The following is a 17284-nucleotide window of genomic DNA, read 5'->3' as shown; positions in this document are numbered from 1 at the left end:
GATACTGCTAATTTAGCAGATTTTATCCAACAACCGAAACGCAAATCCAATCAGTTGCTAGTATCGATACTTTTCAATGGAGACAGACATCATTTTTGCGTCAGTTCTTTCAGACGACGTAGAGCCGTATTGTAAAGAGAGATCACGTTGGGCTCTGCCGGTTCACTCTTTTTCCGGGCCGGAAACATATCGACAAACCGCCGGTAATACTTCACCGCCATAGTTTTATTTTTCAGACAATTATCATACTTATTGGCAACCAAATACACTGAAAGCGTGTCGGCCGGATTCAACTCCATTGCTCTAAGGTACGCTTCCAGCGACTTTTCGCAGGGAGCATTGCTGTATGCATCGTAAGCCTTACCAAGATTACCATAGATATTTCCCAGATAAACAGAATCGGGCGTGATTAACTGAAGCGTTTTATTGAGGTAAAAAATACCCAGGCGTTTATAAGCCGACGAAGAGCAGGCGATACCCAGAAAATTGGTCACTTCATAATCGGTAGAGTCGATCTGGTACGCTTTTTCCAGATAGGTTTTAGCACTCTCCATATCGTTTAGTTTGAAAGAAGTGATTCCGAGGTATTTGAGGGTAAACTTCGATTCATCGTGATTCCGGTAACATTTCAGAAACAAACACTTTGCCTCTGCATAAAAATGCTTCATCATATAAAGATAGGCATTGAGGCTGTTGATACGGGCATTGGTAGAATCTTGACGTATATATTGATTTGTCAGCGACAAAGCCTGATCGTAAGCTTTCTTCTTCAGCCAAAGAGTGCAGAGCCGGTACGTCGACTGATAATCGCCATTAATCGGATACAAACATTTATCATAAGAAACGATGGCCGAATCTTCTCGGCCCATGTAGTCGTAACAACGTGCAATGTTGCGGAGAAAATAAACGTTTAGTGGTTCATTCTTATATAGACTCCGATAGAGTTCCAACGCTCGTTCATATTTTTCGGCCATCATATACGCATTGGCAGCATCGGCCATCACCCCCGAAGACAAGGGCGTTTTGAGCAAAGCCTTCTCATAACAACCGAGAGCTTTCCCGTAATCGTTCAACGATTTATAGCAACTCCCTAGTTCGGAAAGGATTTCAGACCGAAGCGTATCTATCTCATACGACTTTTGGAATGAACGAATAGCCCGGGCAAACCTGTAGATATTTTTCAGGGCAAGTCCTTCCTGATAAAAAGTTTCGGCTGTCGCCTGATTCGCCTGCTGCAGCCGTTGAGTAATCCTGATCGTTTCATCAAACCGCGACTGTTGCATCAGCCAACGGATGGAGTCAATTGACGACATTGGTTTAGCCACAACAGAAACACCAACAACCAGAATTAACAGTATAATTCTGAAAGCACAGGGAAATGATTTCATAGTTTATCATTTTATTTCAGCTCGATAACTAATTATTGACTGATTAAAATACGTTCGCCCAAAAACCTGGGTTTGAACTGAAAAAACACGTCCAATAAAATTTTCACCCGGGCAAAGCGCTCCCGCAATCTGGTTTTGAATCCGTTATAGGCATCCACATCTCTGGCATTAAAGCCGACCACATCCAGTTTCAATGCCTTTGCAATAAAAACAGCTCTTCGGTTATGAAATTCCTGAGAAATAACGGTAAATTTTGTCTGTCCGAAAATGGCTTTCATCCTATAGACGGAATCATAAGTACGAAATCCGGCATAATCGAGATAGATTTTTTCCGGCGATATTCCGGCTTTTACTAATGCAGCCTTCATATCTTGAGGTTCATTATAACCACTTCTTCCATTATCCCCGCTGATTACAACCACTTCGATCTTCCCCGCCTTAAAGAGCTGCACCGTAGCCTCAATGCGATTGTAGAAATAGAGGTTTGGGCGGCCTCCATGAATAAATTTGGATGTACCTAACAGCAATCCCACTTTATTTGCAGGCAACTGAGCTATATTGCTAAACACATCACAATTAGTCGAACTTTCAACACGATAGTTCGCAAACGAAATTATCACCAACATCAGAACAACACCTGACAGGCAAAGTATCATCCAAGTTTTTAGCCTCATAGAAAAAACAATTGGCAATTATTTTTTTGCCGACTGCTGCTTCTCGCGGATATACCTGGCCATATCCACCATCGGAGCAATCCAGATTTCATTTTCATGCGCTTTCAGGAAATGGAGCAACTTGCTGTGCGCCTCAAGCGAAACATTGATGTTATGTCCGCCACCTACGCCGTGAAACAGAAAAACCAGTAACGTATGCGATTCCAAGGCCTGCTTCACAAGACCTGTCATATAATCGCCTCCCTCTCCGTTAATCATATAACAACGAATATCATTGAGATCGACTTCGTTGCTGTGCTGTAAACCCGGCGTAACACCGCGGGCTCCGGTAAATTCTTTTTCAAGCGGTTTATAAAAATCGACGCCGCCAATGGTACGATCTCCACATGGATAAGCAAAAGAGCGCTCGGTTTTGCCGTCGATTGCCTGTAGAAGGGTGCTTGTAATTCTGATTTCGTTTTGTGCCCGTTTTACCGAAAAGCGGCTAAGATCGTCTTCGGGTGTGAGCCAGCTACGCCCCGGTAGAGTCGCGTCGCAGGGATGAGTAAGCGTATGGTTGCCGAGCTCGTGTCCACGTTGCGCAGCTGCTCTCCATTCGTTCATTCGTTTTGCCACCACCGGCGACTGTCCGATAATATAAAAAGTACCTTTAAGACCTACCGAATCAAGGGCAGGTATGGCATTGTCGAGATCAACATCAATTGCATCGTCATATGTAAGCACTACAGCACATTTCTTGCCGTTCCAAAGTTCATTTTGCTGAGCATTCGAAAACTGAGACATAACAATTGAAATAATAAAGGCCAATAAGATTTTACGGTTCATAGGATAAAAAGGTTATAAACAATTAAATGCAAGCATCATATTTACTAATAAGAAGACAAACTTACAGCTTTCTTTTTACAACTTAAAACAACTTACAAGCTTTTTGAATGACACAAAACCCGAAATATACAAGAAGAACCGGACACTAAAACCGCCAAATTAAAGACAGAGATGAAAAAACATATCTCTTTTACGAATCGTATTTTCTGCAATCTTACAATATCCCTGATAGTGAATTTACTAAACAAGCCGCAGTCAGTCCGATAGAAAAAACGGAAACCATTTTTTTAATTAAAATATCTAAAAAGCAAGATTTGAACACATTGCTAAATTTATTAAATCTATTTTTGCACAAACATTTAACTCGAATGAATAGCGACCATCATTTAGAGCGTATAAAGAAAACTATTGAGTACCTGAAAGAAAATCCCGGGAAAAATATGTCACTGAAAGAGGTTGCTTCAATTGCAATGTTTTCGGAATATCACTTCCACCGGATTTTCAAAAAAGTAACAGGAGAAACACCACGTCGTTATATTAAACGACTGCGGATGGAGAAAGCGTGCTCCTATCTTAAAAGTGACGAATCGATTGAAATACAGGAGCTATGGAGTCGGTTAGGTTACAGCACGGCATCTCATTTCAGTAAAGATTTCCGAATTTTTTACGGATGCACTCCATCGCAATACCAGAAAAAAATAAAGGAGAAGAAGATAAACGAAATAAAAGCGGGGATAAAAATAATGGAGCATCAGCCCTCGCCTGAAGAGCAAGAAGTCTGAGATAAAGATACGTCAGACACGAAACAATATGCTTTAAAGAAGCATTGAGCAATAGGTTAGTTTTGCTCAACGTAAACCAAATATCTAAAGAGAAAACCGCACCGTGCAAATGCATGGCGCGGTTTGTCGTTTCCAAACAACATTTATCCGAAATCTCTTTTACAAGCCTATCACGACTTAAGAATCAATGTACTGGGAATATCTTTCAACCACCGGCTCTCACGATCGAGTTCCGCTTTCCAGCTATTAATACTTATCAACAACAGGTCATGATGACGAATCATTTCGCGGGTCACCTTCGACTCATGAACCGTCTGAATGTGATTCGGAGCAATTTGTTCTATATTGCGAATCGTTTCCCGAATATCCGATGAATGTTTCAACGCCTGACGACTATCGATTACCGTCACCTGCGAATCTGCATTCGAGATCAGCTTCTGGGCATAACCGATTAAAAACGAATCTTCGGGCGACAACAAAGCTACCAGCACCCGATCGGGTTTCACAAAATTCTTATCGATCAATATACCTACCGGCACTTCGCTTTTGCCCACAATCAGCCGTGTTTTCTCATCAAAAGGAGAGTTTTCGAACAGCTTTTCGCGTCGGGTCACTTTATTGAGCAAAAGATCGGGATTGATGATACGCGCCGTAAAACCAAGGATTTTTCCCAATACACTGCCCTCAAAAATTGACTGTCCGATACCGATCAGCAGCAAGTCGTAATTCCCTTTATTCGCCATCTGGGTTATTTCCGTCTCAATGTCATTAGATGCTTTGAACAAAGTGGCAACATCAACATTCAACCGGTTCGATTCTGCAATAATGGGGGTAAAACTTTCTTCTTCGTACTCTGCGGCATTAAACTGATTCAGGTCGTTATTCGGGGAAAGGTGCATGGCCGTAATCATAGAATTACCACTTTGCTTACTGGTAAGGCTATAAGCCAGACGGAGCAATGCCACACTCCGCTCCGGATTTGCAAACGACACCAATATTTTATACTTACCAATACGGCTGATGGTAGTCGAGACCTCTTCTTTGCCCGGTTTAAAGAGTTTATTGATGAGATTCAGCGCCGGGCCTGTAATAAATGTAGTTACCAACGCCATTATCACCATCATGGCAAAAACAGAGGGAGACAACACGCCCAGATCATAACCGATATTCAGCACCACCAACTCCATCAATCCCCGTGTATTCATCAAGGCGCCTATCGACAAACTGTTACGCCAGTTTTGCCCCACGAAACGGGCAGCCACGGTACTTCCCACAAACTTCCCGACCACGGCAACAAGGATAACACACCCTGTTACCTGCCAAAGGTAAGCATCGTTGAGCAGTCCGATTTGTGTGCGCAACCCGGTAAACACAAAATAGAGAGGAAGTAAAAGCACCAGCGCGATATCTTCAATTTTTTCAATGAAAATATTACGGAATTTCTCGTTATCAGGCATCATGGTTCCCGCCATAAATGCCCCGAATAAAGCATGAATACCGATCAATTCTGTGGCATACGACGAAAGCAGTAAAATCAGGAAGAATATTGCAACAATTGGTTTACTCAGGTTTTCGCGCGAAGTATGCAAGTCGCCGACCCGTTTCAAAAACGGACGTACACCTTTGATCATTATAACCACGTAAACAATAGCCAACGCAATCACATACAGCGAACTGGCAAACGATCCGGCTTTCACGATGGCAATAACAGCAGCCAACAGGCACCATGCCGTAATATCATCGACCGCCGCGCAGGTAATTACCACCGAACCAAGATGCGTTTTATGCAGTCCCCGCTCCTGCACTACCCTCGCAAGAACAGGAAAGGCCGTAATGCTCATGGCAATTCCGATGAAAAGTCCGAAAGAAGTAAAGGGCACACCGGCCGGTGCAAAGCTCCGGTAGATGGCATACGCCAGTCCGAGACCCAGTGCAAACGGAACAATGATACTCACCTGACTGATAACAAACGCATCGCCGGCATTCTTCTTCACCACCTTCAGATCGAGTTCCATCCCCACCATAAACATGAACAAAATCAACCCTATCTGACTAATAAACTGAAGATTGCCCAATGACGCAACCGGAAATAACGTTGAAAAGAAATGGGGAAAATAATGACCGACAACAGAGGGGCCCAACACCACACCGGCAATGATTTCTCCAATTACCGTCGGTTGTCCTATTTTGGTACAAATCCAACCGAAGAGTTTAGCAACAAGGATAATGGTAACAATCTGCAACAGAAGAATAGCCAGCGGGTGTCCGAAGTTCACCCCCAGAGATTGCAGAAAAGCCGTCCACATGCTATCATCGCTAAGCGCCGGTTTTATCGTCTTTCCAACTTCAAGGGATTTTCCGGCATGAAAAAACCACACCATCAATGCAGAAAAAACTGCCATAACCACGACATAAAACCCTGTATTTTTCAAACGATGCATGACGACCTCCTTTTTTGTGCAAAGATTATGCAAAAAGCTGATAAAATCAAGGCTGGAGAGTCCTGTCAAAGGGGATTTTGCAACAAGACAGGAAAATTTTGTAAAGAAATCAACGAATGGTTTTCTGCATAAAAACGCTACGGTAAGCCTCGCTCAGATGAAGCGTCAGTAAGCCTTCGTCCGCAGGAAGATTCGTTACGATTTCGTCGTGAGAAAAATACCGGACTGCCCGTAGTGCAATAATTTCCTGTTTATTAATTTGGCAGAACTTATCGGAAGGCAACAGAGCTAAGAGTTTTTCGAAGGAAATATTCTTCAAAATCAGCACCGAACCATCATCGAGCGTTGCCGCTTTGTCGCGGCTATCAATGTCCGAGGTGGCAATATAGAGCACCTTGTCGAAAAACAATAAAGCCCTGCCTTTATCCGTATTCAAACGGACAAAAGCGGGCTGATTCTGTAATAGTTCGATGCGCTTGGCCGCCTTTTCCACGGCAATTTGCAGGCGCTCTTTCTGAATCGGCTTCACTAGGTAATCCACCGCATCGATATCAAATGCATCCGTAGCATATTGTTTGTATGCAGTGGTAAAAATCACCGGCTTACCATTCAGGCATCGGGCAACTGACAATCCATCCATTCCGCCCATTTCAATATCGAGGATTGCAAGATCAAAGTCTGTTACGGCGGCCTCTTCCAGGAAAACGACAGGATCAGCAAAGGCTTTAAGCACTATCAAACCCGATATCTGCTCGCAAAGCATTTTCAGATAAGCCAACCCAGGCAACTCATCATCGAGCAGCAGACACTTCAGAGGCTTTTCCATTGAGGTCAATCGTTAAATGAGCAGTGTATGTATTATTCTCCACCTCGCGATCCAAACGATAGTGCCCGTTGTAAAGTATTTGCAGGCGCTGCTCTAACGTTGCAGAGCCGATACCGCTTTTCTCTTTGTGCAGAGCCGTACGCGAAGAAATCTTATTGGCGACTGTAAGCGAAAATACTCCCTGTCTGAATTCAAACGAAACTGCAATAAAAGCATCGCCACTTTGCAAATCGGCATGTTTAAACGCATTTTCAATCAGATCGACCGAAATAAGCGGAGCCATTACCTTCGTCCGGTAAAGCGGATCGGATTCGTCTGTTTTATTTTTCACATTCATGGCAAACAGAGGACTCACCTTTATTTTATTGATTTCGATCAAATTGAGAGCAAACTCAATTTCTTCCTGTGGCGTAACAAAAGAACCGTTACTCTCATACAGAATATAATCAAGCACGTTCGCCAGCTTATCCATGGCATAATAAGTCTGGTAGGCATGCGACTGGATAGAGTTGAGAATATTCTTAAAAAGATGGGGATTCAGCTTAGCTTCGATAGACGGCAATTCGGTTTTTTCTATCTTTTTCGTCAGTTCTCCGCACAATTGCTCCAAACGCTGTTTTTCGGCTTTAGCTCGACGTGCTGCTTTGTAGAAATACACAGCAGTAAGGCTCAGAAGCAACAATGCCCCTGCACTTAAAATAACATATATGATGACAAACGTATTATCCATTTTCTTTATTAAAACAGTTCAAAGATAGCGGATTTTTCATCAGCAACCACAATAATATTCATCTACATCTATTAGACATTATGCCGTTTAATTTATTTCTCAATTCCAATATTTGACCTCTCCCCAACCCCTCTCCCGAAGAGAGGGGCGTTACATCTGTATTAATGAGGTTTATCTCTCATTGTTACTGTCGTGTTCCTCCTCGCCTTGGGAGAGGAGGCTAGGAGGAGAGGTCTGAACAAAATCGTATTAATCAATTTCGTAATAATCTATTCGACATAAACTCTATTTGTCATATCAATATCTTTATAAAATCTTTATACTCTGCTTTTGCTTCTTTACAATCCCCTTATGACTTCCGCCTTACTTTTGCAGTGAAATCCTACTAAGATTATTTGCTGTAAAACAGACAAACGATGAACTCATTTATTCAACTGGCCCTCTTCTTCGGGGCACTTGTCCTTCTGACTCCCGTTTTGGGAAAATATATAAAGAAGGTAATTGGCGGAGAGAAACACCTCCTGACACCGGTTTTCGGATGGCTCGAAAGGTTAATCTATCGCTTTTGTGGTGTCGATCCGCAACAAGAGATGAACTGGAAGCAATATTTGTTTGCTTTGCTTTGGTTCAATTTCTTTGGTTTTGTGGTTGTTTTTGCCCTACAAATGACTCAAGCCTGGCTGCCGCTGAATCCGGCAAAAGTACCGAATACTTCCTGGCACCTTGCGTTAAACACCGCAATAAGCTTTGTCACCAATACTAATTGGCAATCGTACAGCGGCGAAACCACGATGAGCTATCTCACGCAAATGGCAGCTCTTGGAGTACAGAACTTTTTAAGTGCGGCAACCGGGTTGGCGGTATTAATAGCACTAATGAAAGGCCTGATCAAAAACACAAAGCAACACCTCGGGAACTTTTGGGTCGATCTGACCCGTTCGGTCATTTACATTCTGCTACCGCTATCTATCATCTTTGCGGTGGTTTTGGTAAGTCAGGGCGTTGTGCAAACATTCTCGTCCTATACTGATGCTACAACGCTGGAAGGTGTCAAGCAGGTCATCCCGCTCGGTCCGGCAGCATCCCAGATTGCCATCAAACAACTTGGAACCAATGGCGGAGGCTTCTTCGGCGTAAACAGCGCCCATCCGTTTGAAAATCCGACACCTTTTTCCAATTTTCTGGAGATGCTTGCCATCTTACTTATTCCGGCAGCATTGACGTACACTTACGGACTCTTTATCGGTTCCAAAAAACAGGGATGGACGCTTTTCGGCGCCATGCTGATTATTTTGTGCGTGGGTCTGGGCGTTTCACTCTATGCCGAATACGCGGCTAATCCGGCTCTCCACATCACCGGTTCGATGGAAGGAAAAGAGACCCGGTTTGGCATCGTGAACAGCATTATTTGGTCGACCTCTACCACGGTTGCTTCCAACGGTTCGGTGAATGCTATGCACGACAGTCTCTCTCCGCTGGCCGGTTTGGTTGCCATGTTCAATATGATGCTGGGAGAAGTGGTTTTTGGTGGTGTTGGTTCCGGCTTATACGGCATGATAGCGTTTGTAATACTGACCGTTTTTATTGCCGGACTGATGGTAGGACGGACACCTGAATACCTGGGTAAGAAGATCGAATCGTTCGAGGTGCGAATGGCGCTGATTGCCGTATTGGCTCCGGCAGTCTGTATTCTTGCTTTCACGGCCATAGCCGTCAGTACACATGCCGGGCTTGCCGGGTTAAACAACAAAGGACCGCACGGCTTGTCGGAAATTTTATATGCCTTTACATCAGCCTGTGGAAATAACGGCAGCGCTTTTGCCGGACTCACTACCAATACTCCGTTTTACAATGTGCTTTTATCGATATGCATGCTGGTGGGACGTTTCGGGGTTATTATCCCAATGATGGCTATTGCCGGTAGCATGGCGGGCAAAAAGATTACACCGGTATCTTCGGGTACCTTTCATACCGACAACGGAATGTTTCTTATTCTTCTAATCGGGGTAATTATCATCGTGGGCGGATTGACTTTCTTTCCGGCACTTTCATTGGGTCCGATTCTGGAACATCTGCTGATGCAGGCGGGAATGACGTTTTAATTTGAAAATTTGAGAATTTGAAAATGTGGAAATGAAATCTGTAATTTCTGAGAAATTAATATGACTATTGGATTAGTTACCTCATAGACCTAATCTTTGCGTGCGTTGCGCATTCTCTGCGTTCTTGGCGGTTAATCTCAGATTCTTCACCGCAAAGAGAGCAAAGTTTTTAGCAAAGAACGCTGAGAAAAACGGATATAGTGTACTGCTTTTTGTATAGGCATAATATTCGATAATCATTAAAATTGAACAATCAATGAGCACAAAAGATAAAAAATCGTCACAACTGTTTAGCCGAAAATTAATCGTTCCGGCATTAAAAGACTCTTTTGTCAAGTTGCATCCGGGCAAACTGATCCAAAATCCAATCATCTTTATCGTTGGACTGGGTGCCGTACTGACAACCGGAATTGTTGTCGCAAATCTGTTTGCCGGCCACTTTTCATCCTTCGACTTCCAGATTACCGTTTGGTTGTGGTTTACTGTTTTGTTTGCCAACTTCTCCGAAGCCATTGCCGAAGGAAGAGGCAAAGCACAGGCGGAGACCCTGAAAAAGAGCCGTACACAAACCAAAGCCCGTCGCATGAAAGGAGATAAGGAAGAGGTGGTTTGGGCAACCGAACTGACACGCGGAGATCTGGTGGTTTGCGAAACCGGCGACCTGATTCCAGCCGACGGAGATGTGATTGAAGGTATTGCCAGCGTGGACGAATCGGCCATTACCGGCGAATCGGCACCGGTGATTCGCGAAAGTGGTGGCGACCGCTGTGCCGTGACCGGCGGCACTAAGGTGCTGAGTGACAAAATCATTATCAAGGTAACTTCCGAACCCGGCGATACCTTCCTCGACCGGATGATTGCTCTGGTGGAAGGTGCCAAACGGAAGAAAACTCCAAACGAAATTGCCCTGAACAACCTGCTGCTCGGACTGACGGCCATCTTCCTGATTGCAGTCATCACCCTGCCTTCTTTGTTCAACTACAACCTTACAGGGCAACAATCGACGTTGAGCCTGACCATTCTGGTAGCGTTGTTGGTCTGCCTGATTCCAACCACCATTGGCGGTTTGTTGAGCGCGATCGGCATCAGCGGTATGGATCGTTTGTTGCAAAAGAATGTGATTGCTACCAGCGGAAAAGCCGTTGAGGCTGCGGGCGATGTGGATGTATTAATGCTGGACAAAACAGGAACCATCACGCTCGGAAACCGCATGGCAACCGATTTCGTACCTGCCGATGGCGTATCGAGAGAAGAACTGGCGGATGCTGCTCAGCTTTCCTCACTGGCAGACGAAACGCCGGAAGGCCGCTCTATCGTGGTTTTGGCAAAAGAAAAATTTCATTTGCGCGAACGCCATATTCACGAAAACGACATTACGTTCGTTCCTTTCACGGCTCAATCACGCATGAGTGGAGTAGATATTCGTCTTTCGAACGGAAAAGTCCGTTCCATTCGAAAAGGAGCAACTGACGCCATCCGCAAATTCGTGCAAAACAATAACGGATTCTTTCCTCAAAATGTAACGGATAAGGTCGTCGAACTTTCTGGACAGGGAGCCACCCCGCTGGTGGTAGCCGACGGCGATCGGGTGTTGGGAGTGATTCATCTCAAAGATATTGTGAAAGGCGGTATCAAACATCGCTTTGCCCAGTTACGGGCCATGGGTATTAAAACCGTGATGGTAACGGGCGATAACCCTTTGACTGCCGCCGCCATTGCCGCCGAAGCCGGGGTGGATGATTTTATTGCAGAGGCCAAACCGGAAGACAAACTTTCCCGCATTCGTCAGGAACAGGCAAACGGACACCTTGTAGGTATGATTGGCGACGGCACCAACGATGCTCCCGCTCTGGCGCAGGCCGATATCGGAATTGCGATGAACAGTGGCACACAGGCTGCCCGCGAAGCCGGGAATATGGTCGATCTGGATAGCAATCCGACCAAATTGATTGAAGTGGTGGAAACCGGCAAACAGTTGCTAATGACCCGGGGTTCGCTCACTACCTTCAGTATTGCCAACGACGTATCAAAATATTTTGCCATCATTCCTGCTATTGCAGCCGGACTGTATGCCGGTGCCAACGGACAGGGAGTGTTGTCGGCACTCAACATTATGCATCTTGCCACCCCCCAAAGCGCCATACTCAGCGCGGTTATTTTCAATGCTCTGATCATTGTCTTGCTCATTCCGTTAGCATTGAAAGGCGTGAAATACCGTCCGCTTTCGTCGAACCGTATTTTGGCCAAAAACCTGCTGGTATATGGTTTGGGTGGGCTGGTGGTGCCTTTTATCGGAATTAAACTGATTGATATTTTCCTGCAATGGACACATTGCGTATAATCTAAAATGCAAACAATCTAACTCAACAATAATTATGAAACGAAACATCATCATAAGCGTATTGACAATAAGCCTCATATCTGGCTTCATGGCTTGCTCCTCTCCGAAGGGGAAAAGTGCGAAAGGAAATATTACCGAATCCGTATGGGGTTTGGTCACTGTCAAAGCGGTAGTCAGCGATTCGTCGTTGATTCCGTCCAAAGATGAGATTCCGACTCTTGAAGTATTGTCTGACGGTACTATCAAGGGCACTACCGGATGCAATAGTTTTGAGGGTCAGGTAGCAGTGACTGGCTACAACCTGAAATTCGGGAACCTGATTTTCACCCATATATCGTGCCCGGACAGAGCCATCGAAAGTGCTTTTTTTGCCTCCCTCGATTCTACGGACAACTACACAGTCGACCACGGCCACCTGTTATTGAAAAAAGGAGATAAAGTACTGGCTAAATTTATGCCTATGGATATGCGTTGAATAGCAAACCAACACTGCAATTCAAGGCTATTCGTTTTAATGATTAAACTTTGAAATAATGTATAAGATTCATAGATTTTCGATGCTGAAATTTTGTGCAATTGTCACTTTTACTGTTGTATATTGTCAGGCAAAAGCGCAAAACAACAATAACCATTTTTCTGTTTCAGCCGATGTCGTTAGTTCATATGTTTGGCGAGGTGTAGCACAAGAAGGTTCGCGGGGCGGTTCTACCAATATTCAACCCTCCGTTTCGTATGTCAATGGAGCTTTCTGTGTCGGAGCATGGGGCTCGTACGCGTTTTCAGGCAATGTCAAGGAAGTTGACCTATACGCAACCCTGTCTTTACCCGAAGCATTCTCTGTTACCGTTACAGATTACAATTGGAATAACGGAAACGATGGCAGTATCGGATATTTCAACTATAAGAATGGAAAAACAGGTCACGTTTTTGAAGGGACGCTGGCTTACGGAGGAACGAAATCATTTCCTTTGTCAATAGCATGAAACACTATGTTATACGGTGCGGACAAAAAGACGAACGGCAATCAGGCGTTCTCTACTTATGTAGAATTAGGCTTACCAATTACTTCGAACGTCAAAGCTTTTCTCGGTGCCTCTTTGTTCGACAGCCCCAATTATTATAACAATGGTTTTTCAGTAATCAACCTTGGCCTTAAAGTGTCGAAAGAGATAAAATTTTCCGACTCTTTCAGTCTGCCGGTTTATGGGATTGTCGGAGCGAATCCTCAGTCCGAAAAAGCCTTCTTCGTAGCAGGCATTACATTATAAGAAACAAAATTAGTAACAGATGAAAAAGTCTATTTTATCCGGTTTAAAAATATTATTGGCATTCACCCTGTTGACCGGAATGGTTTATCCTTTAATTGTCTCGGGAATTGCGCAAGCAGTGTTTCCCCGTCAGTCGAATGGCAGCATCATTTCCATTGGACAAAAATCTTATGGCTCGGAGTTGTTGGGGCAAGAGTTCAAAAGCGACCACTACTTCTGGTCGCGGCCTTCGGCTTGCAGTTATGCCACTTTGCCCTCGGGGGCTTCCAATTGGAGTCCAACCAGCGACACATTGCGCAAGACGATTGAAAAACGAAGAGAGTCATTTATTCTTGCCAATCATCTACCGTTGAATACGGTGGTACCTAACGAAATGCTGACGGCTTCCGGTAGCGGGCTCGATCCGCACATTTCGCCCGAAAGTGCCGAACTCCAAATTGGGAGAGTGGCTTTGGCTCGTCATTTTTCAACAGCTCAACTCCTGCAATTACACAAATTGGTAGCAAGGCATGCTGAACCACCTCAGTTTGGGTGTCTGGGAGAAAAGCGGGTGAATGTGCTGCAATTGAACCGTGACCTGGACTTGTTGAAATAAATCGACGTATATTTGTCATTGTAATACGTAACAGCAATTGGATTAACCATTAAGGAAGGATGCCTAAACAATCATCCGATTCTACACCTGATTAATAGAGAGGGGCGTTAGCTCTGATTTCTTTGTGTATGATTGGTTAGAAAACAGGTTTAGACGACAGGGCTAACGCCCCTTTATTCTGTTCATTGCTACGTCACAACCAAGAAGACAGAGCTATCGCTCCTATTGGCTGACGAATTTGATTTTGTTTCAATCTTGGGGAAATATAGCTATTCCTATTAGCGTATGATGACTGACCTTCATTCTCTTAATGCCTTCATGGTAAAAAGATATTTCTTATGAATATTTACGACGAAAACCGCCCCGATCCCGATGAACTGCTGGCTTCTTTGAAAGAGCAGGAGGATAAAAACAAACTGGGCAAACTGAAAATCTTTTTCGGAATGTGTGCCGGTGTGGGTAAAACTTACACCATGTTGCAGGCTGCCCACCTGGAAAAGGGGAAAAAGGTGGATGTGGTGATCGGATATGTGGAAACGCACGGCCGTCCTGAAACGGACAAACTGGTAGAAGGCCTGGAAATTATTCCTCCATACCAGATCAGTTATCGTGACACCCTGTTTCGTGAGGTGGACATTGATGCCATTATTGCCCGTAAGCCGCAGGTGGTGTTGATTGACGAACTGGCGCATACCAATGCACCCGGAAGCCGTCATACCAAACGTTATCAGGATGTGCAGGAGCTGATCAACAACGGCATTGACGTATTCACAACGCTGAATGTACAACACATCGAAAGCCGTACCGATACGGTGACCCAAATCACTGGAGTCTCTATTCGTGAAACAGTGCCTGACGATGTGTTGGAAGCGGCAGATGAAATAGAGCTGGTGGATCTGACCGCCGATGAACTGTTACAACGTCTTGCCGAAGGAAAAGTGTATACACCGGAACGTTCGCAAGAGGCAATCCGTAATTTCTTCAGGAAAGGGAACATTACGGCACTGCGCGAAATGTCACTGCGGTTGGTGGCCGACCGGGTCGATAAGCAACTGCGGGAATACATGCAAACCCGCCGCATACCCGGTCCCTGGAAATCAGGATTGCGCCTGATGGTAGCCATCGGCCCCAGCCCTTATTCCGCATGGCTGATTCGTTGGGCCAAGAGTCTCTCTTACACCATGGATGCTTCGCTGATTGCCGTTTATGTGCAAAAAACGGAAACGCTTTCGCCGGAGGATCAGGAACAACTTAACAAAAACATTGCCCTGGCAAAACAGTTGGGAGCACACTATCTCTCCACTACCGACACAGATCTTTCAAGAGGAATCCTCAATATTGCCCAGCGCGAAAACGTGACCCATATTCTGGTGGGAAAATCACAACGAAAGGGCTTGCGCGAACTATTGCGGGGCGATCTGGTCTCCAAACTGATTCACGATAGCGGCGATATCGACATTTACGTAGTCGGAGCCAAGGAGATGAAGAAACGACAAAAGCGTTTTGCCTTTGCTTCATCCGAATTCCGTTCGTCACCCAAAGCCTATCTGGCAAGTGCTGCCGTGATGCTGCTGGCGGTATTACTCTGTTATTTGTGCAAAGGTTTTGTTGGTTATCAGGTCGTCTCTTACATTCTGCTTTTTGCCGTTTCGCTGGTAGCGCTCTTTTTTAGTACCGGTCCTATTTTGCTTGCCGCCGCACTCGGAGCTATGCTGTGGGATTTCTTTTTCATCAATCCACCGCTCACCTTTTACATTGCCAAACCCGAAGATTTGATGATGTTCGGAACATTTTTCTCTGTAGCCATCATCAACGGGGTATTGACAGCCCGTTTACGCAGTCAGCAACGACTGGCACGCGACCGAGAACAGCGCACAAGCGCCCTGTACGAACTTTCGAAAGTGCTGGCTTCGGCTTCCGGAACACAGGAAGTGATAGAACAGGCAGTGACACACATTCGCAAATATTTCGACATCGAAAGCGCCATACTTTTGTGTGAAGACGAAACCGGTTTGCAAACGACCTTATTGCCAGCCGATTCGAAGATAGAGTTGCAGAGCACAGAACACAGCATCGCCGCGTGGGTCTATAAACATGTAAAGAAGGCTGGAAAATATACCGATACCCTGCCGGCGACCGATCTTACTTTTTATCCGTTAAAAGGGAAACGAATCAATACGGGAGTCTTGTTGGTAAAGCCACAAAAGCCTTTTCGGGGCGAGATGGAGATGTTCTGGGATACGTTTCGGGTGCAGCTCACCAATGCGCTGGAACGGGAATTGCTGAACGAAATTGCCCGACGGGCTTCGGTGCTCAATGAGTCGGAAAAGCTATATAAAACGCTTTTCAATTCCATTTCGCACGAATTGCGCATTCCGGTTTCTACGCTCATGGGGGCATCCGAAACGCTGCTCCAGAAAAACAGCGATCAGGAACTGCAACAGCAACTTGCACAGGAGATCTTTATGGCCTCTGATCGTCTCAACCGACTGATCGAAAACCTGCTGAACATGTCACGCCTGGAGTCGGATCGCATTACCCCATCCATTGATTGGCACGATGTGCACGATTTGGCCAACAAAGTTATTTCCAACCTGCACGATAAACTGAAACCATTCCATACGGAGGTTATCATTCCCGAGAATATGCCGCTGGTTAAATTTGATTTCGGATTGATGGAACAGGTGGTGCACAATCTGGTGTACAATGCCACCCAACACTCGCAACCCAAAACTACCATACGAATCAAGTTCTACTACGATCATCATCATTTGGTTATTCAGGTAATGGACCGGGGAACCGGGTTTCCTCCCGAATCTATTCCCTATCTTTGCAATAAATTCTACCGGGCCAACAATCGCGTTGCCGGAGGGATCGGCCTCGGGTTATCTATCGTGAAAGGGTTTGTGGATGCACATCAGGGAACTATCCGGTTTGAAAATCGCGCACATGGCGGTGCCCTGATTACCATCAAAATACCGACCGGAAAATATACAATCGAAAATAACGAAGCACACGGATTACACTGATTTTATGGATCTACACAGGAGGTAGTAACGAGAACAACAGCAACTTATGTTTTAAGATTGGCTTTTCACACTTCCATTTTTATTCTATTTTGATAGAAACTTGCCCTAAGGCAGATTTTCTACTGACGACTAACTACCTATGAATAATGCGAATCAGGAGTTGTAATAATTACAAAACTCCTGATCCGCATGAATAATATGAAATAGCTGAATTCCAAAGATATTTTCGGTGTTTATCTGTTGCTTCCGTGCATTCTGTATGCGAAAATAGTTCGCTATCTTT

14 protein-coding genes are annotated in these 17284 nt (G+C 44.9%); 8 read left to right on the top strand and 6 right to left on the bottom strand.

Annotated elements, in window-relative coordinates; all coding sequences use genetic code 11:
- Nucleotides 1-89: 89 nt before the first annotated feature.
- From PJIAN_RS05545 to PJIAN_RS05535, 3 genes are read right to left on the bottom strand one after another with little or no spacing between them, the layout of a single operon-like run.
- Complete coding sequence (locus PJIAN_RS05545) at nucleotides 90-1388, bottom strand: tetratricopeptide repeat protein (RefSeq protein WP_068702924.1); 1299 nt, start codon at nucleotides 1386-1388, stop codon at nucleotides 90-92.
- Between the two features lie 32 nt (nucleotides 1389-1420).
- Nucleotides 1421-2062 (bottom strand): SanA/YdcF family protein, encoded by a 642-nt coding sequence (locus PJIAN_RS05540; RefSeq protein ID WP_068702923.1) that lies wholly within the window; start codon nucleotides 2060-2062, stop codon nucleotides 1421-1423.
- Between the two features lie 18 nt (nucleotides 2063-2080).
- Nucleotides 2081-2887: a polysaccharide deacetylase family protein gene (locus tag PJIAN_RS05535; protein ID WP_068702922.1), complete on the bottom strand. Its 807-nt coding sequence runs from the start codon at nucleotides 2885-2887 to the stop codon at nucleotides 2081-2083.
- 368 nt (nucleotides 2888-3255) lie between these two features.
- Between PJIAN_RS05535 and PJIAN_RS05530 the strand changes: the two genes are divergently transcribed.
- Nucleotides 3256-3669, top strand: coding sequence for a helix-turn-helix domain-containing protein (locus tag PJIAN_RS05530; RefSeq protein WP_068702920.1), 414 nt, complete (start codon nucleotides 3256-3258; stop codon nucleotides 3667-3669).
- 170 nt (nucleotides 3670-3839) lie between these two features.
- On the opposite strand, the gene PJIAN_RS05525 is transcribed toward PJIAN_RS05530, so the two are convergent.
- The 3 genes from PJIAN_RS05525 to PJIAN_RS05515 form a co-directional block, all read right to left on the bottom strand.
- Nucleotides 3840-6110: a cation:proton antiporter domain-containing protein gene (locus PJIAN_RS05525; protein WP_068702918.1), complete on the bottom strand. Its 2271-nt coding sequence runs from the start codon at nucleotides 6108-6110 to the stop codon at nucleotides 3840-3842.
- A 109-nt stretch (nucleotides 6111-6219) separates the two neighbouring features.
- On the bottom strand, nucleotides 6220-6936 hold the full coding sequence (locus tag PJIAN_RS05520; RefSeq protein ID WP_068702916.1) for a LytR/AlgR family response regulator transcription factor: 717 nt from the start codon (nucleotides 6934-6936) through the stop codon (nucleotides 6220-6222).
- On the bottom strand, nucleotides 6902-7666 hold the full coding sequence (locus PJIAN_RS05515) for a sensor histidine kinase (protein WP_068702914.1): 765 nt from the start codon (nucleotides 7664-7666) through the stop codon (nucleotides 6902-6904). Before PJIAN_RS05515 ends, PJIAN_RS05520 begins: the two co-directional genes overlap by 35 nt.
- Before the next feature lie 416 nt (nucleotides 7667-8082).
- On the opposite strand from PJIAN_RS05515, the gene kdpA reads away from it, so the two are divergent.
- From kdpA to PJIAN_RS05480, 7 genes are all read left to right on the top strand, one after another.
- Complete coding sequence (gene kdpA / locus PJIAN_RS05510) at nucleotides 8083-9768, top strand: potassium-transporting ATPase subunit KdpA (RefSeq protein WP_068702912.1); 1686 nt, start codon at nucleotides 8083-8085, stop codon at nucleotides 9766-9768.
- Between the two features lie 256 nt (nucleotides 9769-10024).
- On the top strand, nucleotides 10025-12109 hold the full coding sequence (kdpB, locus tag PJIAN_RS05505; protein ID WP_068702910.1) for a potassium-transporting ATPase subunit KdpB: 2085 nt from the start codon (nucleotides 10025-10027) through the stop codon (nucleotides 12107-12109).
- Nucleotides 12110-12143: 34 nt separating this feature from the next.
- The gene (locus tag PJIAN_RS05500) at nucleotides 12144-12584 is read left to right on the top strand and encodes an META domain-containing protein (RefSeq protein WP_084252287.1); all 441 of its coding nucleotides are present in this window, start codon (nucleotides 12144-12146) and stop codon (nucleotides 12582-12584) included.
- 58 nt (nucleotides 12585-12642) lie between these two features.
- Nucleotides 12643-13092 (top strand): hypothetical protein, encoded by a 450-nt coding sequence (locus tag PJIAN_RS05495; protein WP_153802489.1) that lies wholly within the window; start codon nucleotides 12643-12645, stop codon nucleotides 13090-13092.
- A 6-nt stretch (nucleotides 13093-13098) separates the two neighbouring features.
- Nucleotides 13099-13377: a hypothetical protein gene (locus PJIAN_RS05490; RefSeq protein ID WP_068702907.1), complete on the top strand. Its 279-nt coding sequence runs from the start codon at nucleotides 13099-13101 to the stop codon at nucleotides 13375-13377.
- A 19-nt stretch (nucleotides 13378-13396) separates the two neighbouring features.
- On the top strand, nucleotides 13397-13972 hold the full coding sequence (kdpC, locus tag PJIAN_RS05485) for a potassium-transporting ATPase subunit KdpC (RefSeq protein WP_068702906.1): 576 nt from the start codon (nucleotides 13397-13399) through the stop codon (nucleotides 13970-13972).
- 338 nt (nucleotides 13973-14310) lie between these two features.
- The gene (locus PJIAN_RS05480; RefSeq protein ID WP_068702904.1) at nucleotides 14311-17001 is read left to right on the top strand and encodes an ATP-binding protein; all 2691 of its coding nucleotides are present in this window, start codon (nucleotides 14311-14313) and stop codon (nucleotides 16999-17001) included.
- Nucleotides 17002-17284: the final 283 nt, after the last annotated feature.

It is taken from the genome of Paludibacter jiangxiensis, from assembly GCF_001618385.1.
In the GTDB taxonomy this organism is placed as follows: Bacteria; Bacteroidota; Bacteroidia; order Bacteroidales; family Paludibacteraceae; genus Microbacter; species Microbacter jiangxiensis.
This window is presented reverse-complemented; position numbering and strand designations above follow the sequence as displayed.